This is a genomic window from Rhodococcus sp. O3, from assembly GCF_048897285.1.
Lineage (GTDB): Bacteria > Actinomycetota > Actinomycetes > Mycobacteriales > Mycobacteriaceae > Rhodococcus.
The window spans coordinates 42,157-66,975 of the sequence record NZ_JBMBTE010000012.1; the positions used below are offsets into that span (position 1 = coordinate 42,157).

The 24,819-nt window shown below is 69.3% G+C and carries 22 protein-coding genes and 1 tRNA gene; 10 read left to right on the forward strand and 13 right to left on the reverse strand.

Features of this window, described 5'->3' with window-relative positions; genetic code table 11:
• Positions 1 to 9: 9 nt before the first annotated feature.
• The 3 genes from ACN675_RS06255 to prfB all read right to left on the reverse strand — a co-directional run bounded on the left by ACN675_RS06255 (position 10) and on the right by prfB (position 2,658).
• On the reverse strand, positions 10 to 597 hold the full coding sequence (locus tag ACN675_RS06255) for a hypothetical protein (protein ID WP_420750031.1): 588 nt from the start codon (positions 595 to 597) through the stop codon (positions 10 to 12).
• Positions 594 to 1,451, reverse strand: a complete 858-nt coding sequence (locus ACN675_RS06260; protein WP_420750059.1) for a mechanosensitive ion channel family protein — start codon at positions 1,449 to 1,451, stop codon at positions 594 to 596. Before ACN675_RS06260 ends, ACN675_RS06255 begins: the two co-directional genes overlap by 4 nt.
• Before the next feature lie 88 nt (positions 1,452 to 1,539).
• Positions 1,540 to 2,658, reverse strand: a complete 1,119-nt coding sequence (prfB, locus tag ACN675_RS06265; protein ID WP_420750032.1) for a peptide chain release factor 2 — start codon at positions 2,656 to 2,658, stop codon at positions 1,540 to 1,542.
• Between the two features lie 32 nt (positions 2,659 to 2,690).
• On the opposite strand from prfB, the gene hisN reads away from it, so the two are divergent.
• The 3 genes from hisN (at position 2,691) to ACN675_RS06280 (ending at position 6,243) form a co-directional block, all read left to right on the forward strand.
• Complete coding sequence (gene hisN / locus ACN675_RS06270) at positions 2,691 to 3,485, forward strand: histidinol-phosphatase (RefSeq protein ID WP_420750033.1); 795 nt, start codon at positions 2,691 to 2,693, stop codon at positions 3,483 to 3,485.
• A gap of 101 nt (positions 3,486 to 3,586) precedes the next feature.
• Positions 3,587 to 5,002 (forward strand): acyl-CoA dehydrogenase family protein, encoded by a 1,416-nt coding sequence (locus ACN675_RS06275; RefSeq protein WP_420750060.1) that lies wholly within the window; start codon positions 3,587 to 3,589, stop codon positions 5,000 to 5,002.
• Positions 5,003 to 5,031: 29 nt separating this feature from the next.
• Positions 5,032 to 6,243 (forward strand): acyl-CoA dehydrogenase family protein, encoded by a 1,212-nt coding sequence (locus ACN675_RS06280; RefSeq protein WP_420750034.1) that lies wholly within the window; start codon positions 5,032 to 5,034, stop codon positions 6,241 to 6,243.
• Positions 6,244 to 6,314: 71 nt separating this feature from the next.
• Here the strand turns inward: ACN675_RS06280 and ACN675_RS06285 are convergent, their stop codons facing one another.
• From ACN675_RS06285 to ACN675_RS06295, 3 genes are read right to left on the reverse strand one after another with little or no spacing between them, the layout of a single operon-like run.
• On the reverse strand, positions 6,315 to 6,725 hold the full coding sequence (locus ACN675_RS06285) for a hypothetical protein (RefSeq protein ID WP_420750035.1): 411 nt from the start codon (positions 6,723 to 6,725) through the stop codon (positions 6,315 to 6,317).
• A gap of 51 nt (positions 6,726 to 6,776) precedes the next feature.
• On the reverse strand, positions 6,777 to 7,592 hold the full coding sequence (locus ACN675_RS06290) for a TspO/MBR family protein (protein WP_420750061.1): 816 nt from the start codon (positions 7,590 to 7,592) through the stop codon (positions 6,777 to 6,779).
• Between the two features lie 46 nt (positions 7,593 to 7,638).
• The gene (locus tag ACN675_RS06295) at positions 7,639 to 8,853 is read right to left on the reverse strand and encodes a winged helix-turn-helix domain-containing protein (RefSeq protein WP_420750036.1); all 1,215 of its coding nucleotides are present in this window, start codon (positions 8,851 to 8,853) and stop codon (positions 7,639 to 7,641) included.
• Between the two features lie 128 nt (positions 8,854 to 8,981).
• Between ACN675_RS06295 and ACN675_RS06300 the strand changes: the two genes are divergently transcribed.
• On the forward strand, positions 8,982 to 10,604 hold the full coding sequence (locus tag ACN675_RS06300) for an acyl-CoA synthetase (protein ID WP_420750037.1): 1,623 nt from the start codon (positions 8,982 to 8,984) through the stop codon (positions 10,602 to 10,604).
• A 151-nt stretch (positions 10,605 to 10,755) separates the two neighbouring features.
• Here the strand turns inward: ACN675_RS06300 and ACN675_RS06305 are convergent.
• Positions 10,756 to 10,832 (reverse strand) — tRNA-Met (locus ACN675_RS06305).
• Positions 10,833 to 11,344: 512 nt separating this feature from the next.
• On the opposite strand from ACN675_RS06305, the gene ACN675_RS06310 reads away from it, so the two are divergent.
• Positions 11,345 to 11,863 carry a transglycosylase family protein gene (locus ACN675_RS06310; protein ID WP_420750038.1) on the forward strand — a complete coding sequence of 173 codons (519 nt, stop codon included), beginning with the start codon at positions 11,345 to 11,347 and terminating at the stop codon, positions 11,861 to 11,863.
• Between the two features lie 68 nt (positions 11,864 to 11,931).
• On the opposite strand, the gene ACN675_RS06315 is transcribed toward ACN675_RS06310, so the two are convergent.
• A complete protein-coding gene (locus ACN675_RS06315) occupies positions 11,932 to 14,922 on the reverse strand; it encodes a UPF0182 family protein (RefSeq protein ID WP_420750039.1) in 2,991 nt (996 codons plus the stop codon).
• 203 nt (positions 14,923 to 15,125) lie between these two features.
• On the opposite strand from ACN675_RS06315, the gene ACN675_RS06320 reads away from it, so the two are divergent.
• Positions 15,126 to 15,725, forward strand: a complete 600-nt coding sequence (locus ACN675_RS06320; protein ID WP_420750040.1) for a PPA1309 family protein — start codon at positions 15,126 to 15,128, stop codon at positions 15,723 to 15,725.
• Between the two features lie 10 nt (positions 15,726 to 15,735).
• Here ACN675_RS06320 and ACN675_RS06325 read toward each other — a convergent pair whose 3' ends face one another.
• Complete coding sequence (locus ACN675_RS06325) at positions 15,736 to 16,761, reverse strand: PDZ domain-containing protein (RefSeq protein WP_420750041.1); 1,026 nt, start codon at positions 16,759 to 16,761, stop codon at positions 15,736 to 15,738.
• Between the two features lie 87 nt (positions 16,762 to 16,848).
• Between ACN675_RS06325 and ACN675_RS06330 the strand changes: the two genes are divergently transcribed.
• The 3 genes from ACN675_RS06330 to ACN675_RS06340 all read left to right on the forward strand — a co-directional run bounded on the left by ACN675_RS06330 (position 16,849) and on the right by ACN675_RS06340 (position 20,640).
• Complete coding sequence (locus tag ACN675_RS06330; protein ID WP_420750042.1) at positions 16,849 to 18,324, forward strand: zinc-dependent metalloprotease; 1,476 nt, start codon at positions 16,849 to 16,851, stop codon at positions 18,322 to 18,324.
• Positions 18,325 to 18,418: 94 nt separating this feature from the next.
• Complete coding sequence (locus ACN675_RS06335; protein WP_420750043.1) at positions 18,419 to 19,300, forward strand: hypothetical protein; 882 nt, start codon at positions 18,419 to 18,421, stop codon at positions 19,298 to 19,300.
• Positions 19,297 to 20,640 (forward strand): ABC1 kinase family protein, encoded by a 1,344-nt coding sequence (locus tag ACN675_RS06340; RefSeq protein WP_420750044.1) that lies wholly within the window; start codon positions 19,297 to 19,299, stop codon positions 20,638 to 20,640. The genes ACN675_RS06335 and ACN675_RS06340 overlap by 4 nt, the downstream gene beginning before the upstream one ends.
• A gap of 47 nt (positions 20,641 to 20,687) precedes the next feature.
• On the opposite strand, the gene ACN675_RS06345 is transcribed toward ACN675_RS06340, so the two are convergent.
• From ACN675_RS06345 to ACN675_RS06355, 3 genes are all read right to left on the reverse strand, one after another.
• On the reverse strand, positions 20,688 to 21,011 hold the full coding sequence (locus tag ACN675_RS06345; protein WP_420750045.1) for a WhiB family transcriptional regulator: 324 nt from the start codon (positions 21,009 to 21,011) through the stop codon (positions 20,688 to 20,690).
• A gap of 107 nt (positions 21,012 to 21,118) precedes the next feature.
• Positions 21,119 to 21,262, reverse strand: a complete 144-nt coding sequence (locus tag ACN675_RS06350; protein WP_197254315.1) for a hypothetical protein — start codon at positions 21,260 to 21,262, stop codon at positions 21,119 to 21,121.
• A gap of 112 nt (positions 21,263 to 21,374) precedes the next feature.
• Positions 21,375 to 23,507, reverse strand: coding sequence for an ATP-dependent DNA helicase UvrD2 (locus ACN675_RS06355; RefSeq protein WP_420750046.1), 2,133 nt, complete (start codon positions 23,505 to 23,507; stop codon positions 21,375 to 21,377).
• A 123-nt stretch (positions 23,508 to 23,630) separates the two neighbouring features.
• Between ACN675_RS06355 and ACN675_RS06360 the strand changes: the two genes are divergently transcribed.
• Positions 23,631 to 23,885: a mycoredoxin gene (locus tag ACN675_RS06360; RefSeq protein WP_420750047.1), complete on the forward strand. Its 255-nt coding sequence runs from the start codon at positions 23,631 to 23,633 to the stop codon at positions 23,883 to 23,885.
• A 61-nt stretch (positions 23,886 to 23,946) separates the two neighbouring features.
• On the opposite strand, the gene ACN675_RS06365 is transcribed toward ACN675_RS06360, so the two are convergent.
• On the reverse strand, positions 23,947 to 24,816 hold the full coding sequence (locus ACN675_RS06365) for an SDR family NAD(P)-dependent oxidoreductase (RefSeq protein WP_420750048.1): 870 nt from the start codon (positions 24,814 to 24,816) through the stop codon (positions 23,947 to 23,949).
• Positions 24,817 to 24,819: the final 3 nt, after the last annotated feature.

A 24,819-nucleotide genomic window follows, 5' to 3' on the forward strand; every position in this document is an offset into this window, starting at 1 on the left:
GACGGTGACCTACTGGCCGGGAGCTTCGGTGGGTTCGGTGGTGTCGGTTGTGGTGTCACCGGTTGTGGTGTCCCCGGAGTTGCCGCCCTCGAGGCCAGGTATGCCAGGGATTTCCGGCAGACGGAACCGCGGCGTCTCCGTCGTCGTGGGTGCCGTGGTGGTCACCGACGTCCCCGGGACGAGCGGCACCGACGTGGGGGCGTCCGTGGTGGTCGTCGGCGTGGTGGACGACGGCACGGTGGTCTCCGCGGTCGTCGAGGGCGTCTCGGCGGGCGCCACGAACGGCACGTACGGCGTCTCCGAGATCACCACCGCACCCGGCTGCGCCGGGGCCGCCGGCTCCTCGTCCTGGTTGAGATAGAGGTAGAGCATCCACAGGCCGAGCCAGGTCACGCACATCGCCACGGTCGTGGTGCGCATCCGGCCGCCGAACAGCCTGGCGGGGATCTTGATCTGCGGTCGCGTCTTCCCGGCCGCAGTCTCGTTCCCGGCCGCGGTCTCGGGGGTCGTCGCCTTGCCGGTCGTCGCCTTGACGGTGGTCTCTGGGCCGGGGGTTCCAGGCTTCGCTCGATCGCCGGTCTTGTTCGCCTCGCTCATGCGTCCACCTCCTCCGACCGATTGACGACCGACACGGTGTCGAGTTGCGGTGTCACGGTGATGCCCTTGCGTCGCAGCGCGGCGGCGATGCGTGCCCGCAGGGCGCGGCCCACCTGGAACTGCTTGCCGGGCAGGGTCCGCGCGACGACCCGGATGCTGACCTGGTCGACCTCGAGGCTCTCGACACCCATCACGCTCGGTTCGTCGAGCAGCAGTTCCCGCAGCTTCCCGTCCTTGTAGGCGGCCACACCCACATCGTGCAGGATCTCGTTGACCTCGGAGATGTCCGCGGTGACCGGCACCGGCACGTCGATGACCGCCCGCGCCCAGTCCTTGGACAGGTTGATCGCCTTGTTGATCTGGCCGTTGGGCACGATGATCACCTCACCGGCCGAGTTGCGCAGCCGCGTCACCCGTAGCGTGACGTTTTCGATGGTGCCGACCGCGTCCTGCGAGGATCCGGTGACCGAGATCTGCACGGTGTCGCCGAACCCGTACTGGCGTTCGGTGATGATGAAGAATCCCGCGAGGATGTCCTGCACGATGCGCTGCGCGCCGAAGCCGAGCGCCGCACCGAGCACGGTCGCCGGCGCGACGAGACTGCCGATCGGCAGCTGCAGGTAGTCGAACACCTTCAGCGTCGCCACGATGTAGATGAAGGTGATGACGACCCACCGCACGACCTGGGCCACCGAGTGCCGGTGCTTGGATGCCTCCGACCGCACCAGGTCGTCCGACTCCTGGTACTTCTCGTCGATGTTCCTGGTGATCCGGTTCCCGCCCCAGCTCACGAACCGGGCGATGATGACGGCGCCGAGCACCGTGAGGGCGATCAGCAGGCCGTTGGTGGTCAGCCAGTCGAGCAGCGTTCTACCGGGAAACAGAGGGGGTCCTCCCTGGGGTCTGTGAAGTACCGGGTCGATCGGTTACCGGGACGATCGGTTACTGGTTCTGGTTCTCGCGCATGCGCCACCGGATGCCCTCTTCGAGGAATCCGTCGATCTCACCGTCGAGCACCGCCGACGGATTGTTGACCTCGTACTCGGTGCGCAGGTCCTTGACCATCTGGTACGGGTGCAGCACGTACGAGCGCATCTGGTTACCCCACGAGCTGCCGCCGTCGCCCTTGAGCGCGTCCATCTCGGCGCGCTCCTCCTGACGCTTGCGTTCGAGCAGCTTGGCCTGCAGCACGCGCATCGCCGAGACCTTGTTCTGCAGCTGCGACTTCTCGTTCTGGCAGGTCACGACGATGCCGGTGGGAATGTGGGTCAGGCGCACCGCGGAGTCGGTGGTGTTGACGGACTGGCCACCGGGACCGGACGACCGGTACACGTCGACGCGCACGTCGTTCTCGTCGATGTCGATGTGGTCGGTGGTCTCCACGACCGGCAGGACCTCGACCTCGGCGAACGAGGTCTGGCGACGTCCCTGGTTGTCGAAGGGGCTGATGCGCACGAGACGGTGGGTGCCCATTTCGACGGACAGCGTGCCGTACGTGTAGGGCGCCTTGATCGCGAAGGTCGCCGACTTGATGCCGGCTTCTTCCGCGTAGGACGTGTCGTAGACCTCGACGGCGTAGCCGTGCTTGTCCGCCCAGCGGATGTACATGCGCATGAGCATCTCGGCCCAGTCGGCGGCGTCGACACCACCGGCACCGGCCCGGATGTTCACGAGGGCGTCGCGCTGGTCGTACTCACCGGACAGCAGCGTGCGCACCTCCATCGCCTCGATGTCGGCGCGCAGTGCCGCGCGTTCGGCGTCGGCGTCGGCGAGCGCAGCGGCGCGGTCGTCGCCCTCCTCGCCCTCGGCGAGCTCGTAGAGCACCGGCAGGTCGTCGAGCCGCGAGCGCAGCTCCTCGACGCGACGCAGTTCGCCCTGGGCGTGCGAGAGCTGGCTGGTGACCTGCTGCGCGTGCTCCTGGTCGTTCCACAGCTCGGGGTCGGCGGCCTGGTGCTCGAGTTCGTCGATTCGACGGCGCAGCTCCTCCACGTCGAGGACCGTCTCCACGGTCTCGAGGGTGGTCGCGAGCTCGGCCAGGTCTGCGGAAACATCGGGATGCACGATTGCCAAGGTTACCGGCTAGCGTTCTGGGCATGACCACCGACTTCACCGCCGACCTGGACCTCGCCCTGCGTATCGCCGACGAGGCGGACGCCGTCACCCGCGCCCGCTTCGGCGCGCTGGACCTGAAGGTGAGCGACAAGCCGGACCTGACCCCGGTCTCCGACGCGGATCTCACGGTGGAGCGCCTGGTCCGCGAGGTGCTCGGTGCCGAGCGGCCGGCGGACGCGGTGCTCGGCGAGGAGTTCGGCGGCGACGCGGTGTTCTCCGGCCGCCAGTGGGTGGTGGACCCGATCGACGGAACCAAGAACTTCGTGCGCGGGGTGCCGGTGTGGGCCAGCCTGATCGCGCTGCTCGACGACGGCGTGCCGGTGGTCGGAGTGGTCAGCGCACCGGCCCTGAACCGCCGGTGGTGGGCGGTCGCGGGACAGGGCGCGTGGACGTCCTTCGAGGGCGGGGCGCCGCGCCGAATCGCGGTGTCGGAGGTGACCCGCACGGAGTCGGCGTCGCTGAGTTTCTCGAGCCTGTCGGGCTGGCGTGACCGCGGCCTGCGCGACGAGTTCATCGCCCTGACCGACGAGGTGTGGCGGGTCCGCGCGTACGGCGACTTCTTCTCGTACTGCCTGCTCGCGGAGGGTGCCCTGGACATCGCGCTCGAGCCGGAGGTCTCGCTGTGGGACCTGGCCGCGCTCGATGTGCTGGTCCGCGAGGCCGGGGGCCGGTTCACCAACGTCGAGGGCGTGGACGGCCCGCACGGCGGCAGCGCCGTCGCGACCAATTCGGCCCTGCACGACGACGTGCTCGCGAGGTTGCGCCCGGCTCACTGACCTGCGGCGGCGCGGTCGCCGGAAGCTTCTTACTCCGCAGTAGACACTCTTCTTACTCCGGAGTAAGGTTGGTGGGGTCCGATCCCCTCGAGAGACTTCTGGTGATCATGAGCAAGCAAGACAGTGTGGCCCGGACCCCCCGACGCGATACGTCTGCGGTCGGCCTGAACCCGGTGAAGCGGGACGTCATGGGCGCCGCGATGCGCGTGCTCACGCGGATCACCGGTTCGGAGCTGGCGGATCGCTACAACTTCCGTCAGGCCATCGACCGGGCCACGTACCAGTCCACCAAGACCGGCTTCAAGACGCTCGGCGCCGCCACACGCGCGTTCAAGCGAGTCTCCGGCGGTGGTGCGCCGCAGCGCCTCGACGCACCGAAGAAGAGCGACTTCTTCGACCTGACCCCCACCGACGATCAGCAGATGATCGCCGAGACCGTCCGAGAGTTCGCGGCCGAGATCCTCCGGCCCGCGGCCCACGACGCCGACGCGGCCGCAGCGGCGCCCGCCGACCTGCTCGCCCGCGCCGCCGAGCTCGGCATCACCCTCGTCAACGTCCCCGAGGCGTTCGACGGCGCCGCCACCGAGCGCGGCACCGTCACCAACGCACTCGTCGCCGAAGCACTTGCGCACGGCGACATGGGCCTGGCGCTGCCGATCCTCGCGCCCAGCGGCGTCGCCGTCGCGCTCACCCAGTGGGGCAGCGACGAGCAGCAGAAGACCTACCTGCCCGCATTCGCGAGCGACGACGTGCCGCAGGCGTCCGTCGTGATCGCCGAGCCGCGCGCCCTGTTCGATCCGTTCGCGCTGCAGACCAAGGCCGTGCGCTCCCCCAGCGGCTACCGCCTCAACGGCGTCAAGTCGTTCGTCCCGGCCGCGGGCAGCGCCGAACTCTTCGTCGTCGCCGCCGAACTCGACGGCCGCCCGGCCCTGTTCATCGTCGAGGCCAAGAGCAAGGGCGTCGTCGTCGAGGCCGATCCCAGCATGGGCCTGCGCGCCGCCGGCCTCGGCCGGCTGCACCTGAACGACGTCGCGGTACCGCAGTCGGCGCTGCTCGGCTCGGACGGAACCGAGTCGCTCGACACCGCCGCCGCGGATCTGCGTGCCGAGCAGTACGCCGACGCGGTGCGTCTGGCACGTCTGGGCTGGGCCTCGCTCGCGATGGGCACCGGCCAGGCCGTGCTCGACTACGTGATCCCCTACGTCAACGAGCGCCAGGCGTTCGGTGAGCCGATCAGCCACCGCCAGGCGGTGGCGTTCATGGTCGCCAACATCAAGATCGAGCTCGACGGCATCCGCCTCGTCACCCTGCGCGGCGCCTCCCGCGCGGAACAGGGCCTGTCGTTCGGCCGCGAGGCCGCGCTGGCCCGCAAGCTCGCGACCGACAAGGGCATGCAGATCGGCCTCGACGGCGTGCAGTTGCTCGGCGGCCACGGTTTCACCAAGGAACATCCCGTCGAGCGCTGGTACCGCGACCTGCGTGCCGTCGGCGTCGCCGAGGGCATCGTCCTCATCTGAGCGGTCCGACCCGAACAAGGAATCTGTAGATGATCAATCTCGAACTTCCGAAGAAGCTCAAGGCCTCTGCGAATCAGGCCCATCAGGTCGCCGCGCAGATCTTCCGCCCGGTCTCCCGCAAGTACGACCTCGCCGAGCACGTCTACCCGGTCGAGCTCGACACGATGGCCGCAATGGTCGAGGGGCTCAACGACTCCGGGCAGGGCGCGGCCGGCGCCGCGCTCGGGCGCGACGCGAAGAAGCAGGACGCCAAGGGCGGCAACGCCAACGGTGGCAACATGGCCGGTCTACTCAACGTCATCGAAACCTGCTGGGGCGATGTCGGACTGACCTTGTCCATCCCCTACCAGGGCCTGGGCAACTCGGCGATCGCCGCGGTCGCCACCGACGAACAGCTCGAACGGTTCGGCAAGGTGTGGGCCTCGATGGCGATCACCGAACCGAGTTTCGGCTCCGACTCGGCGGCCGTGACCACCACCGCCGTTCTCGACGGCGACGAGTGGGTCCTCAACGGCGAGAAGATCTTCGTCACCGCCGGTGAGCGTTCGACGCACGTCGTCGTATGGGCCAGCGTGGACAGGTCCAAGGGTCGCGCGGCGATCAAGTCGTTCGTGGTGCCGCGCGACGCACCGGGACTGAGCGTCGCCCGGCTCGAGCACAAGCTCGGCATCCGGGCATCCGACACCGCGGTCCTGGTTCTGCAGAACTGCCGAATCCCCAAGGACAACATCCTCGGTTCCCCCGAGGTGAACGTCGAGCAGGGCTTCGCGGGCGTCATGCAGACCTTCGACAACACCCGCCCGATCGTCGCCGGTATGGCGATCGGCCTGGGACGGGCCGTGCTCGAGGAACTGCGCGCGATCCTGTCCGAGGCCGGGGTCGAGGTGTCGTACGACATCCCGGCGAACAACCAGCACGCCGCGGCCGCCGAATTCCTGGCGCTCGAGGCGGATTGGGAAGCGTCCTACCTGCTTGCGCTGCGCGCCACGTGGATGGCCGACAACAAGAAGCCGAACTCGCTCGAGGCGTCCATCTCGAAGGCGAAGGCCGGACGCACCGGGACCGCGGTGTCGCTCAAGGCCGTCGAACTCGCCGGCACCTACGGCTACTCGGAGCGGCCGCTGCTCGAGAAGTGGGCACGCGACTCGAAGATTCTCGACATCTTCGAGGGCACCCAGCAGATTCAGCAGCTCATCGTGGCGCGACGCCTGCTCGGCAAGTCGTCCTCCGAACTCAAGTAAGCGGGTCGGGCGCGAGAAACCGGTCCGGGGCGCCACGGTGGCCCGACCGGTTTCGCTCGACCTCCAGTGGCTCACGGGTCGAATCGGAAGGATTCGAGAACCCGCGGGTCGCCGGTGGGGGCGTGGGTGAGGGACCAGGTGTCGAAGTCCTCACGACGGAAGCGGGATTCGGCGGGGACCAGGCGTATCTGAGGCCTCACCGGGTCCATCCACCACACGAGGAAGTCCGTGACGGTCCCCTCGGCGGGCCAGCTGCCGGTGTCGTCGGGAAGCAGCAGTACGTCGACGAATCCGCCGACGGGCAGACCGAGGTCTACGAAGATGCCGATCGTGCCCAGTCGTGGGATCAGAGTGACGGTTCCGGACAATCGCTGCCCCAGAACGAGGTTGGCACGCACTCGATCCCAGTGGTCCGGGTCGTCGCTCGGAAGGCTCCAGCCGTGGGGAGGGTGCGGTCGATTCTCGTCGCGCTGTTCGGGCATGCCGAGGAACCTACCGGCGAGGTTCCGCGGGAGCGAAAGTTGCTGCCGTGGTCAGAATCGCGATTCCGCTCGCGACGTCGTAATCCGGACGACGACAGCCGACCCTGCCGCTACGACCGCGGCCACGGTCGCGGCCACCGCGGCCGGGGTGGACTGCCAGCCGTCGGAGTCGATGCGGGCCAGCGCGATCCACATCAGCCCCCAGACGATCGCTGCCGTGACCGCGAGCCGCCCGCGTCCGACAACGGCAAGGAACACCGACACCACGGCCACCAGCGCGAGGACGATCACTCCCCACGCGTTCGCTCCCAGATCCAGGGGGTCGAGGCGGTCGGCCTGCAACGCGGCGGCGATGTTCGCCACCGTCGCGACCGCAACCCAGCCCAGATACACGAACATGGTGCCGTCGACCACCACCGCTTCGAGCCTGGACTCCGGCCGGGTTGCCGTGAGCAGCACGAAAACCCTCGCCAGAACCCCGAGCAGCGCCGTGATGACCACGACGCTGAGCCACACCAGATCGAACTGCACGGCAAGGATCCATGCGGCGTAGAGCAGCATCGAAGCGGCGATCCACCATCTTGCCTGTCGCTGACGCGGGTTCGCACGCTGCTGCGGCAACGCCTGCCACACCGCGAGCGCGATCAACCCGAGATAGATGAGCGTCCAGATCGAGAAGGCGGCGCCACCGGGCGCGACGGCCGTCGCATCGGCCGACAATGCTCCTCCCGCCGCCTCCGAGATCGGAGTTCCGGCAACCGCTCCCGAGCCGAGGAACGAACAGAGCACCGCGACGACCGCACTCAGTGCGACAACCGTCGAGCGGATCGAGTCCGTGGGCGAAGTCGTGCCGACCTGGGGCGTCATGCGATGCAGATGCCCGTCCTGTTCACTCACGAAACCTGGGCCGTGGTCAGATGCGCGCCGCCAGCTCGGCCACCAGGTCTCCGCGGTCCCCGACCACGACATCGGACAGCCCCAGCCAGGTCGCCATCTCCCGCAACTCGACGGCGAGTGATTCCGCGACCTCCCCCGTGTCGCGGCCCGGTTCGACGAACGCGCCCGGCACGCGCAGGGCGTCGGCTCCGCGGTCGGCTTTGAGGTCGACCCGACCCACGAGCTCGCCGTTCTGCAGGAACGGGAAGACGTAGTAACCGTGTACGCGTTTGTGGGCGGGCGTGTAGATCTCGATGCGGTACCGGAAGCCGAAGAGCCGCTCGGTGCGCGGCCGGCAGAAGACGAGCGGATCGAACGGGCAGAGCAGCGCCGTACCGTGCGCGCGTCGCGGGATCCGGGCGTCGGCATCCAGGTAGGCTGGGTCGGACCAGCCGCGCACGGTCACGGGCACGAGCGCGCCCTCGTCGACGAGATCGGCCACGGCCGCCGCGCTCTGCTCCACCGAGAGCCGGTAGTAGTCGCGCAGATCTGCGGTGGTGGCCACCCCCAGCGAGCGTGCCGAGCGCCGGACGAGCTCGCGGACCGCGTCGCGCTCGTCGATCTCCACCCCGATCACGTCGCCGGGAAGGACCCGTTCCGCCAGGTCGTAGTGCCGGGTGAAGCCGACCCGCCGGTCGACCGACAACGCGCCGGAGGCGAAGAGCTGCTCGCAGATCACCTTCGTCTCGGTGCGTCCCCACCACGGCCCGCCGCGGCCTTGCGGCGTGATCCGCAGGTGCCGTTCGATGTCACCGGCGGTGGCGGCACCGACCTCCCTGACGACGTCGAGCACATCCCTGCCCAGCGTGGGATTCCGCTCCACCACACGTCGTTCCCCTGCCCAGCGGCCGTGGGAGTAGCGGTTCATGCGCCACCGCATCAGCGGCCAGTCCTCGACGGGAATCAGCGCGGCCTCGTGCGCCCAGTATTCGACGAGGGCGCGCGGTGACCGGCTCGTGTTCTTCCAGGCGGCGGCGTCGAGGAGTTCGCGGTCGTAACCACCGATCCGGCTGAACACCGGCATGTAGTGCGCGCGGACGGCGACCGACACCGAGTCGAGTTGAAGCAGCGACGTGCGCTGAACCGCGCGCAGCACGTGGCGGCGTGTGGCGCGGCCGCCGGGGCGGCGGTCCGCGAAACCCTGGGCGGCGAGAACGACGCGTCGGGCCGCGTCGGCGGTCAGCTCCAGCACACGTCCACCCTGTCATCGACCACCGACACGGGCATTTCCCTTCGCGCGCCATCCGAGCAGAAAGACACCCCCACGAATGTGATGTGCGTCACGATGTGAGGACATCCATCGGATACAGGAGGTGTCGTATGTCGGCGCAGGATCTCGCCAGAAAGGTCACCGACACCGTCGGATCGCTCGTGATCATGCATCGCGCCGGGTTGCTGCCGTTTCCCCGGGTCGACCACACGGTGTCCAAGCTCCTTGCGGTTCGCAAGTACGGACCGTTCGCCGGGCCGGTGCACGCCGACGTCGCGCACGGCCTCGAAGCCGTGGCGATCATCGACGAACGCGGCGCGGTGAGCTACCGGAACCTCGAAGGCATGTCCAACGCGCTGGTGCGAGCCTGGCAGGCCGACGGCATCCGCCCCGGCACTTCGCTGGGCGTGATGGCGCGCAACCATCGCGGCCTGCTCCTGACGATGCTCGCATCCGCGAAGCTCGGCACGCGCCTCGTGCTGATGAACACCGGACTCGCACCCCGCCAGCTCGCCGACATCGCGGCGCGCGAGAACGTCGAGACGTTCGTGTTCGACTCCGAGTTCGCCGTCGCGGCCGCTGCCCTGCCCACGGGCACCCGCACCTACCTGTCGTGGCAGGACGAGACGGTTCCCGGCGCGCCGGCCATCGAATCGCTGATCGACAAGTTCGATCGGTCGCCGGTCCCCGCACCGTCGGAACCGGGTGGATTCGTCCTGCTCACCAGCGGTACCACCGGCACCCCCAAGGGCGCGCCGCGCGGTCGGACCTCGCCGTTCACATCGGCGCAGTTCCTCGACCGGGTTCCGTTGCGTCGCGGCCAGAGGATGCTCATGGCCGCGCCCGCCTTCCACGGCACCGGGGTCTCCCAGATGGCGATGGCCCTGGGGCTGGGGCAGACGGTGATCATGACGCGTCGATTCGATCCGCTCGAGACCCTGCGGCTCATCGAGGGCGAACGCGCGAACGTGCTGGTCGTCGTGCCCACGATGCTGCAGCGGATCCTCGACCTCGGCATCGGGAAGATCGCGGAATTCGACACCTCGAGCCTGAAGATCATCTTCGCTGCCGGGTCGGCCCTGTCCCCCGACCTGTGTCGGCGCACCCGCGAGGCGTTCGGCGACGTCCTGCACAACCTCTACGGGTCGACCGAGTGCGCGGTCGCGACGGTCGCAACACCCGAGGACCTGCGGCGCGCGCCCGGAACCGCCGGCCGCCCACCCTTGTCCTGCCGGGTGGAGATCCTCGACGACGCAGGTAACCCCCTCACCGAACCCGGCGTGTCCGGGCGCATCTTCGCCGCCAGCGGGTTGAGTTTCGAGGGCTACACGGACGGACGCGACAAGGAACGCATCCGCGGTCTGCTCTCGACCGGCGACGTCGGTCACTGGGACGCCGACGGCTACCTGTTCGTCGACGGCCGCGACGACGACATGATCATCTCCGGCGGGGAGAACGTGTATCCGCTGGAGGTGGAGAACCTGCTGGTCGAACGAGACGACGTGCTCGACGCGGCGGTCGTCGGGGTCGAGGATCCCGATTTCGGCGCCCGCCTGCGGGCGTTCGTGGTCCCCACACCGACAGCGGCCCGAGACCCCGAGGAGATCAAGGCGTACGTGAAGGCGAACCTGGCGCGCTACAAGGTGCCCCGCGACGTGATCTTCCTCGAGGAACTCCCCCGCAACGCGACGGGCAAGCTGCTCCGCCGCGTGCTCGTCGACATGGAGGTCTGACCGCATCCCTCCGAACGAATGTATCGCTCAGCTCCTTCAACCGAGCGAACGGTACATTCGCTCGGAAAAAAGGGGGCGGACGCGGGGGATCCGTGCCTCGACGCAGGCAAAAGGAAAGGCCGGCATCCGAATTCGGATGCCGGCCGTCCGGTGGTAGCGGGGACAGGATTTGAACCTGCGACCTCTGGGTTATGAGCCCAGCGAGCTACCGAGCTGCTCCACCCCGCGTTGCAGAAACGAAGTTACACGAGCGTTCGAACCGAAGGCAAATCGCCTGCACCGTCACCTCCGGGCGACGGCACCCGTCGGCCCGCCGGACCGAAAATCGGTGTCCGCCACCCGAAACGGCAGACGAACAGAAGTGACGGGGGTCACATTTCATGCATGATTCATTTCACATAACGGGCATGTAACAGAACGGGTGGTAGACCGTTATTTTCGACCATCGACCTGGGGAAATGACGGTCCACGGTCTCACCAGTTGGACACGCGTCCGCCGAATCGGGTGGGTGTACCCCGACGCGACCGCTCTGTACGGTCGGTCCCGGCCCGAAACCACCGGGCCAACACCGGACTGCCGCTGCTGACACCCTGCCCCGCAGGATCCGGTGCCTACGAATCCTTCGAGGGGCAGGGACGCGGCCACGACACGCGCCCGCTCCCGATCCACGCCGAATCCGGTGTGCGACGAGGACGCCAGGGCCCGCCGCCGTCAGCGAGCGCGGAGAGGATCCACCCGCATGACCACTCTGTTCAGCAAGCGCGGCCTCGGCATGGCCGTCGTCACCGGCGCCCTCGTCGCCCTCCCCGTCGGCCTGGCCACCGGCACCGCCTCCGCGGCCACCCACAACTGGGACGGCGTCGCCCAGTGCGAGAGCGGCGGCAACTGGTCCATCAACACCGGCAACGGCTACTACGGCGGCCTCCAGTTCTCGCAGAGCACCTGGACCGCCAACGGCGGCACCGGCAGCCCGCACACCGCCTCGAAGGAAGAGCAGATCCGCGTCGCCGAGAACACCCTGCAGTCCCAGGGTCCCGGTGCGTGGCCGGTGTGCGGTCAGTACCTGACCACCGAGTCCGCTCCCGCGCCCGCTCCCGAGGCCCCTGCCCCGGCGCCGGCCCCGGCTGCTCCGGTCGCGCCCGAGGTCCCCGTGCCCGGCGACCAGGTCCAGCAGGCCATCGACACCGCGCGCGTCCTCGCCGAGCAGAACGGTCTCGGCGCACAGTTCCAGCAGCTGATCGACGTCGCCGGCCGCTGACCGAACGCGACGAAGCCGGGCCCCGCACTGAGTGCGGGGCCCGGCTTCGTCGTCCGTGAATCTACCGATCAGCCGCCGGTCGCCTGGTAGGCGTCGACCGCCCGCTGGACCCGTTCCAGGGCCCGGCCGTAGGCCGCGAAGTCACCGCTGCGCTGCGCGTTGCTCAGCTCGCTCAGTGCGGCGTCGAGTTCGTTCACCGCGGCGGCCCGGTCCGCGGGCACCGGAGCCGGTGCCGCCGGCTGCGGTGCGGGCTGCGGCACGGACCCCTGCGCCGTTTCACCGTTCGCGCCCGGCTCCGCCGGTGCGGTCGGTGCCGATTCGCCGCCCGGTGCGGTGGCCGCATTGCCGACGCCACCACCGAACACCTGATCCAGCGCGCCTGCCAGCGTCGGGGCGTAGCCGATGCGCACGCCACCGCCCTGTCCCGGTTCGCGATAGCTCACGAGCACCCGCGACAGCTGCGGGAACGTCGACGTGCTGCCACCGGTCGAGTTGCGTTCGGTGTACATCGGCTGGACGTACAGGATGCCGCCCTCCGCGATCGGCAGGGTCAGCAGGTTGCCGTAGTGGATGCGGTTCGACCGCTCGAGCAGCGTCCGTTCCGACGCCACGCGGGTATCGGAGATCATCGCGTTCTGCGTCTGCTCGGGACCGAACGTCTGGGTGTCCGTCGGCAACTGCAGGATCGTGAACTTCCCGTAGTCCTTCGGGTCGGCGTCCACCGAGATGTACGCCGACAGGAACTGCCGGTTGTAGCCGACCATCGCCGAGCTCAGCCGGAACGACGGCGCAGCCGTCTCCTCGTCGCCGACGAGCACGTAGTACGGCGGCTGGTTGGCGTTCGTCTCCACGGTGGGATCCGACGGCACCGACCAGAACGCGTTGTTCGTGAAGAACTCACGCGGGTCGTCCACGTGGTACTTCGCGAGCATCTCGCGCTGCACCTTGAACAGGTCCTCCGGGTACCGGAAGTGCGAGCGCAACTCGTCGGTGATCGCCTCCTGCGGGGTCACCGCATTCGGGAACACGCCCATCCACGCCTTCAGGACCGGGTCCTGATCGTCGACCTGGTACAGGGTGACCGTTCCGTCGTACGCGTCGACGGTGGCCTTCACCGAATTGCGGATGTACGAGACCTCCTTGCGGGGCAGCAACCGGCCGGTGTTCTGGTCGATGCTGTCCTCGACGAGACCCTCGAGGGAACTGCGCTGCGCGTACGGATAGTTGTCGAGCGTGGTGTACGCGTCGACGATCCACACGATCCGGCCGTTCACCGCTGCCGGGTAGGCGTCGCCGTCGGCGGTCAGCCACGGCGCGACCTTGGTGACACGGTCGCGGGGGTCTCGGTTGAACAGGATCTTCGAATCCTCGCCGATCGCGCCGGAGAACAGGATGTTGCGCTCGGCGTACTTCGCGGCGAACGCGAGCCGGTTGAACCAGTTCCCGATCGAGACGCCACCGGACCCGTCGTAGGTGTACTTGTCGGTGTCGGTGTCGTACTCGCGCGGCCCGGAGTCTCCGGCCGCACCGACGATCGCGTAGTCCGGATTCGCCTGCGCGATGACCTCACCGAAGTAGATCCGCGGCTGCTCGACGGGGATCACCTGGCTGTCGGACTTGAGCGAGGCGAGGTCGCTGACCATGTACACGGGGTAGCCGCTGTTGCTGTTGGCGGCTTCCTCGGCCGATTCGCTGGCGGCCGCATTGACCCGGTTCGCCGGCGCGGCGACCAGGCCGTTGCCGTGCGTGTACACGGTGTGGCGGTTGATCCAGTCGGTCTGGTTGCCGGTCAGGCTCGACGGGGACAGCTCGCGGGCAGCGACGATGTAGTCCTCGACCTTCCCTTCCACGCTGTACCGGTCGATGTCGAGCGACTGCGGGAACCCGTAGAAGTTCTTGAGCTGCTGCTGCTGGGTGAACGTGCGCGGCAGCACGTTCGGGTCGAGCAGGCGCGTGTTCGCGATGGTCGTCAGGTCTGCGGGCACCTCGCTCGGCGACGCGGTGCCGACCCCGGGATAGTCCCGGTACTCCACCTTGTCGTCGGTGATGCCGTACGCCTCGCGGGTCGCGGCGATGTTCCGTTCGATGAACGGGGATTCCTTGTCCGCGGCGTTCGGGCGCACCGAGAACTGCTCGACGACCAGCGGATACACCGCGCCGACGAGGATCGACGAGAGCACCAGCAGCGCGGTGGCCAGCGCCGGGATCCGCAGATCCCGCAGCACGATCGCCGCGAAGAAGGCGATCGCACAGATCACCGCGATGGCCAGCAGGATGAGCTTCGCCGGCAGCACCGCGTGGATGTCGGTGTAGCCAGGGCCGGTGAACGTGGGTTCCTTGCGGCCGCTCCACAGCAGCGTGTACCGGTCCAGCCAGTACGCGATCGCCTTGAGCGCGACGAACACACCGGCGAGTACCGCGAGCTGGATCCGCGCGGCACGGCTGACGTTGCCGCCGCGGCCGGCGAGCCGGATGCCGCCGAAGATGTAGTGGGTGACCAGGTTCGCGATGAGCGCGAGGATCACCGCGACGAACATCCAGTTCAGCAGGAACCGGTAGAACGGCAGGTCGAACGCGTAGAACCCGACATCGAGGCCGAACTGCGGATCCACGGTGCCGAACGAGCCGCCGTTGAAGAACATCTGCACGGTGACCCAGCTGGCCTGCGCGACCAGGCCCGACAGCAGACCCAGCACGATCGGGATGCCGAGCCCGAACATGCGCATGCGGGTCATCACCGTGGTGCGGTACCGCGCGACCGGGTCGTTGGGGCCGGCCGTGGGCACGAACACCGGCCGGGATCGATAGGCCAGCAGCATCGCAAGCCACACGACGGCGCCGACGAAGAGCGAGGCGACCACGAACAGGACTATGCGGGTCACCAGCACCTTGACGTACACGTCGCGGTACTCCACCTCACCGAACCACAGCCAATTGGTGTATGCGTCGACGAGCCGGGGACCGAGCAACAACAAGGCCGCCACCACCAGCGCGAGGATCAGCAGAACCTTGCTGCGTTTGGACAGGGTGGGTACCCCTGAGGGGGGCCTCATTCCCACGTGTCACACTCCCAACTCTTCGGCGACGCCGGATCACGCCGCAGTTGCTCGCCCCCGTGCACCGCGCGTCGCGCGTACACCGGTGACCGTTTCGCCCCAACTCTACGGAACGAATCGCTCCTGCCGCCGAATCGGCGGACTCACGGAACCGGTCCCGTGAGCCGCGGTGACCCACCGCAGGCTCACGGTGCAAGGATAAGACGGTGAGTGAGCATCTTCCCGTCCCCTCCGAAGAAGGCCTGCGCCGCTGCGTCGGCGAGATCGTCGACTTCGTCGACGCCGACGGCTGGGGCCGTCCGCCGGTGATGTTCGCGCTGGTCCCGACCGCGCTGCTGGCTGCGGAGGAACCATCGCTCGGCGACCGGCTCGACGAGGGCAGCGAATACACCCCGATCGAGCAGGATTCCTTCCCCGAGGACGTCGAGGGCGGCAGTCCCGCGCTCGACGAGTTCCTGGCGACGACCAGCTGGCCGTCGTCGGTGGCCGGGTGTGTGCTGGTCCAGGAGATCGTGGTGTTGCCGCCCGGCGCAGAGTCCGATCTCGACGACGCGCTCGCGCCGCGGCTGGCCGACGCGCACGCCGCGGACGAGGCGGCCCGGCTGGCGGCGCACAGTCATCCCGAGCGGCGTGACGCGCGCCTGATCGCAGGAGTGCTGCGCGACGGGCCGTCGCTGTGCCTGCTGCAGCTACGTCCCACCGACGACGAGGATCCGTTCGCGGGCATCGAACTGCGCACCTACGAGAACCTGGCGCCGAACCTGGTCGCCGCGCTCTACGCGACGCTCGAACCCGACGAGGACTGACGTCCCGCGGTCAGGCGCAGGTCGGTACGTCTCCACCGGCGGCGACGGTCGCGAGTGCGTCGATCGCGTCGTCGAGCGACTCGACCCGGATCAGCTGTAGCCCGTCGGGGACGTCGGTGAGTGCCTCGGCGCAGTTGTCCGCGGGCACCAGGAAGTGGGTCGCGCCGTCGTCGACCGCGCCGTCGAGCTTGTGGGTGATGCCGCCGATCGGTCCGACCTTGCCGTCCGAGTCGATGGTGCCGGTGCCCGCGACGGCGAGCCCGCCGTTGAGCGGGCCGGGGCTGAGCTTGTCGACGACGGCGAGGCTGAACATCAGGCCGGCCGAGGGGCCGCCGATGTCGGCGAGGTTGAAGGTGACGGTGAACGGCACCTCGGGCACCTCTTCGGTGGTGATCCCGAGGTAGCCCTTCTCCGGATCACCCGGACGCGCCGCGACGGTGACCTGCACGTCCTCGTCCATGCCGTCGCGGCGGACCTGGACGGCCAGTTCCGTACCCGGTGCGACCGCGCCGACGGCGCGCTGCACGCTGCCGGCCGTGGTCACCGGCTCCCCCGCGACCGCGACGATCTGATCTCCCTCGCGGAACACTCCGGTGGCGGGCGCGTCCTCGCCGACCTGCGCGACCCGCACGGTCACCGGCAGGTCGAGGTGGTGCAGCGCGGCGAGTTCGGCGCTGCGTTCGGACTGGGTGAACAGCGCCTGGTCGGCGGCACGGACGTCGTCCTTGCTGACATTCGGCGGATACACGGTCTCGCGCGGGGCGAGCGCGTACCGGTCGCTGATCCACACCGTCAGTGCCTGCGCGAGAGTCAGCCGGTCGTTGACACCGACAGTGGTCATCCGCAGCTGACCGGTGGTCGTGTCGGGTTCGATGCCGTCGATCTGTACAACGGGCTTGCCGTCCGCCTCGCCGAGTGTGTCGAACGTCGGCCCCGGGCCGAGTGCCACGTACGGAACCTTCACGTTGGTGGCGATACCCACCAGAGCCAGAAGGGGGACCAGCACCGCGAGCGGCGTCACGAACCGTCGATTCACCCGGTCCAGGGTAGCGGCAGCCGATGTTCGCGATCAGCGTGACCACGCAGGACCGATCGCCCTCGGACGCCTTGTACCGTTGAATACATGAGCGACACGCCTTTCGGCTTCTCGAACTCCGACGACGACCCGGACCGGAAGAAGGACGACAGTTCCGGCACCGGCGGGTCCGGATCCGAGGGCGGTGCGTCCGGCGGCTTCCCGTTCGGGTTCGGGCTGCCGGGCGGTGCGAACCCGTTCGGTGGCGGTGACCCCGGCGCCAACCCGTTCGGCGCCCAGGGCTTCGACCCGGCCCAGCTCGGCCAGATGATCTCCCAGTTCGGCCAGATGCTCAGCGGAATGGGCAATGCGATGGGCAGCGGTGGCACCGGCCCGGTGAACTACGAGGTCGCCATGAAACTGGCCCGGCAGCAGGTCGGGTCGTTCACGCCGGTCTCGTCCGGGGAAGCCGACGCGATCCGCGACGCGGCGCACCTCGCGGAACTGTGGCTCGACGGTGCGACGACGCTCCCGGCGGGCGCGACCCGCACGGTCGCGTGGACCCCGGTCGAGTGGCTCGAGAACACTCTCGACACCTGGAAGCGGCTGTGCGATCCGGTGGCCGAGCAGATCAACGGCATGTGGATCCAGGGTCTGCCCGAGGAAGCCCGGCAGATGGCCGGCCCCATGCTCGGCATGTTCGGGCAGATGGGCGGACTCGCGTTCGGTTCCCAGCTCGGTCAGGCGCTCGGCCAGTTGTCGAAGGAGGTACTGACCTCCACCGACATCGGCCTGCCACTCGGCCCGGCCGGGACCGCGGCGCTGCTGCCCGAAGCGATCGACAAGTTCGGTGACGGCCTCGAGCAGCCCGCACAGGAGGTGCTGGTGTTCCTGGCCGCCCGCGAGGCGGCGCACCAGCGTCTGTACAGCCACGTGCCGTGGCTGCGGCAGCGGCTGCTGTCGACCGTCGAGGACTACGCCCGCAACATCCGCATGGACTTCTCCGCCATCGAGGATCTCGCGCAGGGCCTCGACCCGTCCGCGCTGACCGATCCGTCGAAGCTCGAGGAGATCCTCAAGCAGGGCGCCCTCGAACCGCAGACCACCCCGGAACAGAAGCAGGCGCTCGAACGGCTCGAGACACTGCTCGCGCTCGTCGAGGGCTGGGTGGAGACCGTCGTGTCCGACGCGCTCGGCGACCGGATCCCCGGGGCGTCGGCGCTGAGCGAGACCCTGCGTCGCCGGCGCGCGTCGGGCGGTCCCGCCGAGCAGACCTTCGCCACGCTGGTCGGCCTCGAACTGCGGCCGCGCAAGCTGCGGGAGGCCGCGGCGCTGTGGCGGACCCTCACCGAGCAGGCGGGTACGGAGGCGCGGGACAAGGTGTGGGCCCATCCGGACCTGCTGCCCGAGTCGTCCGACCTGGACAGCCCGGCCGGATTCGTCGACCGGGTTCTCGGCGGCGACACCGGGGCGTTCGACGATCCGATCGCCCAGTTGCGGGCCGTCGAGGAACGCGAGCGCGCGGAGAAGGAGAAGGGCAGCGGCGGTCAGGGCGGCGAGACCGGTCCCGACGAATCGGCCTGACATCCTGTTTCCGCAGGCAGCAGCAGGTTTCTGCCTGTGGATAACCCGGTGATCCGGGGCGTCGCCGGACGCGGCGGCTGTCAGGCTCGACGTCATGACGTCGTCACCTGCGCACCCGTCCGGCCCCGCCCTGGACCCCTGTCTCGAACTGCTGCGCCGCCCGGACGGCACCGTCCAGCTCGGCTGGGGACCCGAGACGGGTGCCCTGCTGGTCCCACCGGAGGGCATCGACACGTTCGATCTGCTCACCGTGCTGCGGATGCTCGACGGTCGTCACCCGCGTGAGACGGTGCTCGCCCACGTCGCGGATCGCGGCATGGACGCGGCCGCGGTCGACGCGATCCTCGATGATCTCGTCGCGTACGGGGCGCTGCGGGACCCCGTGGCGCACACCGGCCCGGTCACCACGGAGCCGCGGGTGCGGATCCATGGTGACGGGCCGATCGCCGACGCGGTCGCCGCGCACCTGACGGTGTCGTCGGTGCGGGTCTCGCGGTCCGGTTCGTATCCGCAGACCAGCGACGTCACGACCTGGAACGTGCACTGCGTGCTGCTCACCGACGATCTGACGCCGGATCCGAATCTCGTCGTGGATCTCATGCGGCACCGGATTCCGCACCTGCCGGTCCGGCTCCGGGACGGGTGCGGTGTCGTCGGACCGTTCGTGGTCCCCGGCCGGACCAGTTGCCTGCGTTGCGCGGACCTGGCCCGCACCGATCTGGATCCGGCGTGGCCGCACCTGGCGACCCAGCTGTGGGGTCGGGTCGGCCGCGCCGACCCCGCCGCGGTCCTCGCGACCGCGGCGGTCGCGGTGGGACAGATCGACGCCCTCGCGGCCGGGCGGCCGGAGAACACGCCGATCCTGATCGACCGCACCCTCGAAGTCGACCTCGGCGCGCACCGGTTCACGACACGCCGTTGGTTCCGGCATCCGCGGTGTACGTGCGCACCGATGACAGGGCCCGGTCGTGCATGATGGTGGGCGTGGCCGAGATTCCCCGTAAGAGCTCTTCCCGCACCGCCAAACTGGCGAGCATCCCGCTCGGGATCGCCGGACGCGCCGCAGTCGGTTTCGGACGCCGACTCGCCGGCGGCGACCGCGACGAGATCGACGCCGAGCTGACCGCGAAGGCGGCCGAGCAGTTGTTCTCCGTTCTCGGCGAGCTCAAGGGCGGCGCCATGAAATTCGGGCAGGCACTGAGCGTCATGGAGGCTGCCGTCCCGGAGGAGTTCGCCGAACCGTATCGCGAGGCACTGACCAAGCTGCAGTCCGAGGCGCCGCCGCTCCCCGCGAAGGCCGTGCACCGGGTACTCGATCAGCAGCTGGGAACCCGCTGGCGCGAGCGTTTCTCCTCGTTCGACGACGTGCCGACAGCGTCGGCGAGCATCGGGCAGGTGCACCGGGCGGTGTGGTCCGACGGTCGCGAGGTCGCCGTGAAGGTGCAGTATCCGGGTGCCGACGAGGCGTTGCGCGCGGATCTGCGCACGCTGCAACGATTCGCGGGTCTGTTCGGAACGGTCATGCCCGGGACCGACGTGCGTCCGGTCCTCGACGAGTTGACCGCCCGCACGGAGGAGGAACTCGACTACCGCATCGAGGCGGACAACCAGCGGGCCTTCGCCCGGGCCTTCGACGGCGACCCCCGCTTCGTGGTGCCGCACGTCGTCGCGAGCGCACCGAAAGTGGTCGTGACCGAATGGCTTTCGGCAACACCGCTGTCGGCGATCATCCAGAACGGCACCCGCGAGCAGCGCAACCGCGCGGGGGCGCTGCTCGCCGAGTTCCATTTCGCCTCGCCCGCCGTGGTCGGGCTGTTGCACAGCGATCCGCATCCCGGGAACTTCATGCTGCTCGACGACGGCCGTCTGGGCATCATCGATTTCGGGGCGACCGCGGCGATGCCCGACGGGCTGCCGCCGGTCCTGGGCCGGATGGTGCGCCTGGCCGTCGAGGAACGGTTCGACGAGCTGACCGAACTGCTGTACTCGCATCGGTTCGTGTTGCCCGGCAAGGAGGTGACGGACCGCGAGATCGCGGACTACCTCCGGCCGTTCACCGATCCGATCCGCACCGAATCGTTCCACTTCACGCGGGCGTGGCTGCAGAAGGCCGCCGGCACGGCCACCGATTTCTCGAGCCCGCAGTTCCGCACCGCGCGGACGCTGAACCTGCCGCCGGAGTACGTGAGTGTGTTCCGGGTGCTGCTGGGTTCGGTGGGAATCTGCGCGCAGCTCGACGCGTACGCGCCGTACATGCGGATCCTGTCGGAATGGTTGCCCGGCTTCACGGACGACCGGTCCGAGGTCCTCGAGTGATCCCCTGATCCCGAGGGCCCCGGACCGGATCCGGGTCGGTCACGAATTCACGCGCACACCAACTGTTTCCGGGGGCGACCCCGGGGACGCTTGCGTGCGACGACGGTTCCGCGATCGAAGATCTCGCCGCCCCACACACCCCACGGCTCCGCGCGATCGAGTGCCGCCGCGAGGCAGCGCGTGCGGATGGGGCAGTCGGTGCACAGCGCCTTGGCCTGCTCGAGCTCGGCCGGGGTCTCGGCGAACCACAGGTCCGGGTTGTCCTGCCGGCACGGGAGTTCACGCACACGTGCCGCCCCGGTCCGGTCGAGCGCGACGCCGATCTCGGTCACGGTCGCGGTCGTCGTGGTGGGCACAGTTGCGGTCGGCACAAGGGCCTCCTTCTGGCTGGTTCGGATGATGAGAGCGAACCGGTGGCCGGAAAGAAGAACGGCCACGGTCCGCTGAGCGGGGTCCGTGGCCGAAACGATGGGGCGGGTTACCGGGGAATCTCCCGGAACCGGCTTCGGGCCACGGACGAGGCAGCGGCGGCGCGGGGGCGATGCGCCTGCCGTGCGGCAGCGAGCGGCGCCACGACGCGCGCGGCGGCCAGTGCTGCAGCAGCTGCCTTGAAGCCGATCATCGTGGCCACCTCCTCACATCGTTCGCGCACGAGCTCTTCCCGTGACAACATCGTCCAGCCTAGATTCGATGTCGTCGATCGCACAAGTTATTTTCTACCTGCGGTTTTACCGTCAGAGGTCGAGAGTGTCCGCGGTGCGTTCGCCGCGCACGAGCGCCAGCACATCCTCGCCGTACTGCTCGAGCTTCTTCGCACCGATCCCCGGAATCGCCACCAGCGATCGGGTGTCGCCCGGCCGCTGCTCGGCGATCGCGACGAGCGTGTTGTCGCTGAACACGACATAAGCCGGCACCTTCTGCTCCTTCGAGCGTTCCCGCCGCCAGTTCTTCAAGGCCACCAGCAGGTCCTCGTCGAGGTTCGACGGGCAGGTCTCGCACCGGCCGAGCATCGTCGACGTCGACCCCATCAGCGGCTTGCCGCACGCCCGGCACTGCGGCCGCTTCTTCTTCGACGGCGGGGGTGTCGCGATGCGGGAGGCCGGCGAGTCCTCGGGGATGAGCCCGTGCAGGAACCGGGACCGGCGCCGCGACCGGCGACCGCCCTCGCTGCGCGACAGCGCCCACGACAGGTGCAGGTGGACGCGGGCGCGGGTCACCCCGACATACAGCAGGCGGCGTTCCTCCTCGATGCCCGCCTCGTCGGGCGGGGTGCTGCTGTCGCCGGTGACATGGCTGATGGGCAGCATGCCGTCCGTGAGCCCGACGAGGAACACCGCGTCCCATTCGAGGCCCTTGGCGGCGTGCAGCGATGCGAGCGTCACACCCTGCACGGTCGGTGGCTGCCGCGCTTCGGCGCGGGCCGCGAGGTCGCGCAGCAGCTCGTCGAGGGTGAGATCGGGCTGGTGCTCGAGCAGTTCCTCGGTGAGCTGCACGAGCGCGGTCAGCGACGCCCAGCGTTCGCGGGCCTGCGCACCCGCCGGTTCGGTGTCGGTGAGCCCGAGCGGCACCAGGACCGCGCGGACTAGGGTGAGGAGCCCGGCACCCCGGCCGGACTCCTCGGGCAGGTCGTCGCGGTTGTGCACCTGCCGCAGCGCGTTGACGGCCTGCCGCACCTCGTCGCGCTGGAAGAACCCTTCCCCGCCGCGCACCTGATACGGGATCCCGGCCTCGGTGAACGCCTGCTCGTACACCTCCGACTGCGCGTTGATCCGATACAGCACCGCGATCTCCGCGGCGTCGACCCCGTCGCGCAGCAGCTTGGCGATCGCCTTCGCGACGGCGGTGGCCTCGGCCGGTTCGTCGTCGTATTCGGCGAAGTGCGGCTCGGGGCCGGGCGGGCGCTGCCCGATCAGTTGCAGCCGGGTGCCGGCGATACGGCCGCGCGCCGCGCCGATCACCCGGTTGGCGAGGTCGACGACCTGCGGGGTGGAGCGGTAGTCGCGTTCGAGGCGCACGATCGTCGCATCGGGGAAGCGCCGGGTGAAGTCGAGCAGATACTTCGGGGTGGCGCCGGTGAACGAGTAGATGGTCTGGTTGGCGTCGCCGACGACGGTGAGGTCGTCGCGGTCGCCGAGCCACGCGTCGAGGACGCGCTGCTGCAGCGGGGTGACGTCCTGGTACTCGTCCACGACGAAGCAGCGGTAGCGGTCGCGGAACTCCTCGGCGACGGCGCTGTTCTCCTCGAGCGCGCTCGCGGTGTGCAACAGCAGGTCGTCGAAGTCGAGGTACATCCCTTCCTCGCGGACCTTGAGCTTCTCGTAGATCTCGTAGACCGCCGCCACCCGAGCAGCCTCGGCCGGAGGTTCGCGGCGGACCCGCGCGACCGCGGCCGGATAGTCCTCGGGCGCGATGAGCGAGCCCTTCGCCCATTCGATTTCCGAGAGCAGGTCGCGCACCGTGTCCGTGTCGGTCGCGAACTTGGCGCGGTGCGCGGCCTGGGACACGACCGCGAACTTGCGGTCGAGCAGCTGCCACGGGATGTCGCCGACGACCTGCGGCCAGAAGTAGCGCAGTTGCCGCAGCGCGGCCGCGTGGAACGTGCGGGCCTGTACCTGGGGGCCAGCTCCGCCGACGCCCAGTGCACGCAGGCGTGACCGCATCTCCCCCGCCGCGCGGGCGGTGAAGGTCACCGCGAGGACCTGGCCGGCGGAGACGTGGCCGGCGGAGACGAGGTGCGCGATGCGCCGGGTGATGGTGCGGGTCTTGCCGGTGCCGGCGCCTGCGAGTACACATACCGGGCCTCGCGGGGCGAGTACCGCCGCCGCCTGCTCCGGGTCCAGCCCGTCCACCGCCGCATCCACTCGCATGGCCTCCATCATGGCAGTGCGTCCCGACAGCCCGGTGCCGCGACTCCCCCGACGCCTGTGGCGCAGAACACATTCGGCACCCCCTCGGGAACAGATCCGCCCCGATGTGGTGTTCTCGCCAGCATGACCACCTCCGAAAACCCCGCCCTCACGATGTACTCGACCACCTGGTGTGGCTACTGCCGGCGCCTGAAGACGCAGCTCGATGCGAACGGCATCGCGTACACCGAGATCGACATCGAGGCCGATCCGGCCGCCGCGGAGTTCGTCGGCAGCGTCAACGGTGGCAACCACGTCGTCCCGACCGTGAAGTACGCGGACGGCAGCACCGCCACCAACCCGTCGCTGGTCGAGGTCAAGGCCGCGCTCGGCCTGTAGGACGTTCCCGAACGCTGCCGGGACGGGCATCGCCTGTCCCGGCGGCGTCGTTTCCGAACGATCACGCCTCTGCCGGAGCCGGTCGGCCGGCGGGCGCGGCGATCGCGTGTTCCGCGGCCCGGCTCACCTCCGCCCATGCCGTCCAGGTGGCGATGCGGCGATGCGCGGCCTCGATGGCCGCGTCCAGCACCACGTCGCCGAGGATCAGCCGCAGCGGCGGGTCCTCGCTGTCGACGAGGGTCAGCACCGCGGCGGCCGCGAGCGCCGGATCGCTGTCGACGCTGCCCCCTCCGGCCTGTGCAGCGAGGTCTTCCCGGATCTGCGCGTAGTCCGCGAGCGGTTCGGTTGTCCCCATGGCGGCGTAGAGCCCGGTCCAATAACCACCGGGTTCGACGATGGTGACCGCGACACCGAACGGCGCGAGTTCGGCAGCGAGCGCTTCACTCATTCCCTCGAGCGCGTACTTGCTCGCGCTGTAGAGGCCCGCGGTCGGGCCCGTGACGACACCACCGATGCTCGAGATCTGCACCAGATGTCCGGTCCCCTGGCCGCGCAGGACCGGGGCGACGGCCTGAACGACCCACAGCGCGCCGAAGAAGTTCGTCTCCATCTGCGCACGGGCCTGCTCCTCGGTGTATTCCTCGACGAATCCCATCGACAGGTTGCCTGCGTTGTTGACGACGACGTCGAGCCGCCCGAACCGTTCGAGGGCCCGTTCGACGGCGGCGAACACCGCTGCCCGGTCGGTCACGTCGACGACCAGGGTGAGCACGCGCGGGTCCGCGGCGAGGTCGGCGAGGCTGTCGGCGGTGCGGGACACCGCAACGACACGATCGCCGGCGTCGAGGGCGGCCCTCACGAAGGCGCGCCCGAGACCGCGGCCGGCGCCGGTGACGAACCACACGCGTGGGGAACGGGTTGATCTGGGCATGAA

Excerpts from the sequence above, each read along its gene's own strand:
- ACN675_RS06255 (WP_420750031.1), bottom strand. The coding sequence starts at position 597 with ATGAGCGAGGCGAACAAGACCGGCGATCGAGCGAAGCCTGGAACCCCC.
- hisN (WP_420750033.1), top strand. The coding sequence starts at position 2,691 with ATGACCACCGACTTCACCGCCGACCTGGACCTCGCCCTGCGTATCGCC.
- ACN675_RS06280 (WP_420750034.1), top strand. The coding sequence starts at position 5,032 with ATGATCAATCTCGAACTTCCGAAGAAGCTCAAGGCCTCTGCGAATCAG.
- ACN675_RS06285 (WP_420750035.1), bottom strand. The coding sequence starts at position 6,725 with ATGCCCGAACAGCGCGACGAGAATCGACCGCACCCTCCCCACGGCTGG.
- ACN675_RS06290 (WP_420750061.1), bottom strand. The coding sequence starts at position 7,592 with ATGACGCCCCAGGTCGGCACGACTTCGCCCACGGACTCGATCCGCTCG.
- ACN675_RS06300 (WP_420750037.1), top strand. The coding sequence starts at position 8,982 with ATGTCGGCGCAGGATCTCGCCAGAAAGGTCACCGACACCGTCGGATCG.
- ACN675_RS06310 (WP_420750038.1), top strand. The coding sequence starts at position 11,345 with ATGACCACTCTGTTCAGCAAGCGCGGCCTCGGCATGGCCGTCGTCACC.
- ACN675_RS06330 (WP_420750042.1), top strand. The coding sequence starts at position 16,849 with ATGAGCGACACGCCTTTCGGCTTCTCGAACTCCGACGACGACCCGGAC.
- ACN675_RS06335 (WP_420750043.1), top strand. The coding sequence starts at position 18,419 with ATGACGTCGTCACCTGCGCACCCGTCCGGCCCCGCCCTGGACCCCTGT.
- ACN675_RS06340 (WP_420750044.1), top strand. The coding sequence starts at position 19,297 with ATGATGGTGGGCGTGGCCGAGATTCCCCGTAAGAGCTCTTCCCGCACC.
- ACN675_RS06350 (WP_197254315.1), bottom strand. The coding sequence starts at position 21,262 with ATGATCGGCTTCAAGGCAGCTGCTGCAGCACTGGCCGCCGCGCGCGTC.
- ACN675_RS06355 (WP_420750046.1), bottom strand. The coding sequence starts at position 23,507 with ATGCGAGTGGATGCGGCGGTGGACGGGCTGGACCCGGAGCAGGCGGCG.
- ACN675_RS06360 (WP_420750047.1), top strand. The coding sequence starts at position 23,631 with ATGACCACCTCCGAAAACCCCGCCCTCACGATGTACTCGACCACCTGG.
- ACN675_RS06365 (WP_420750048.1), bottom strand. The coding sequence starts at position 24,816 with ATGCCCAGATCAACCCGTTCCCCACGCGTGTGGTTCGTCACCGGCGCC.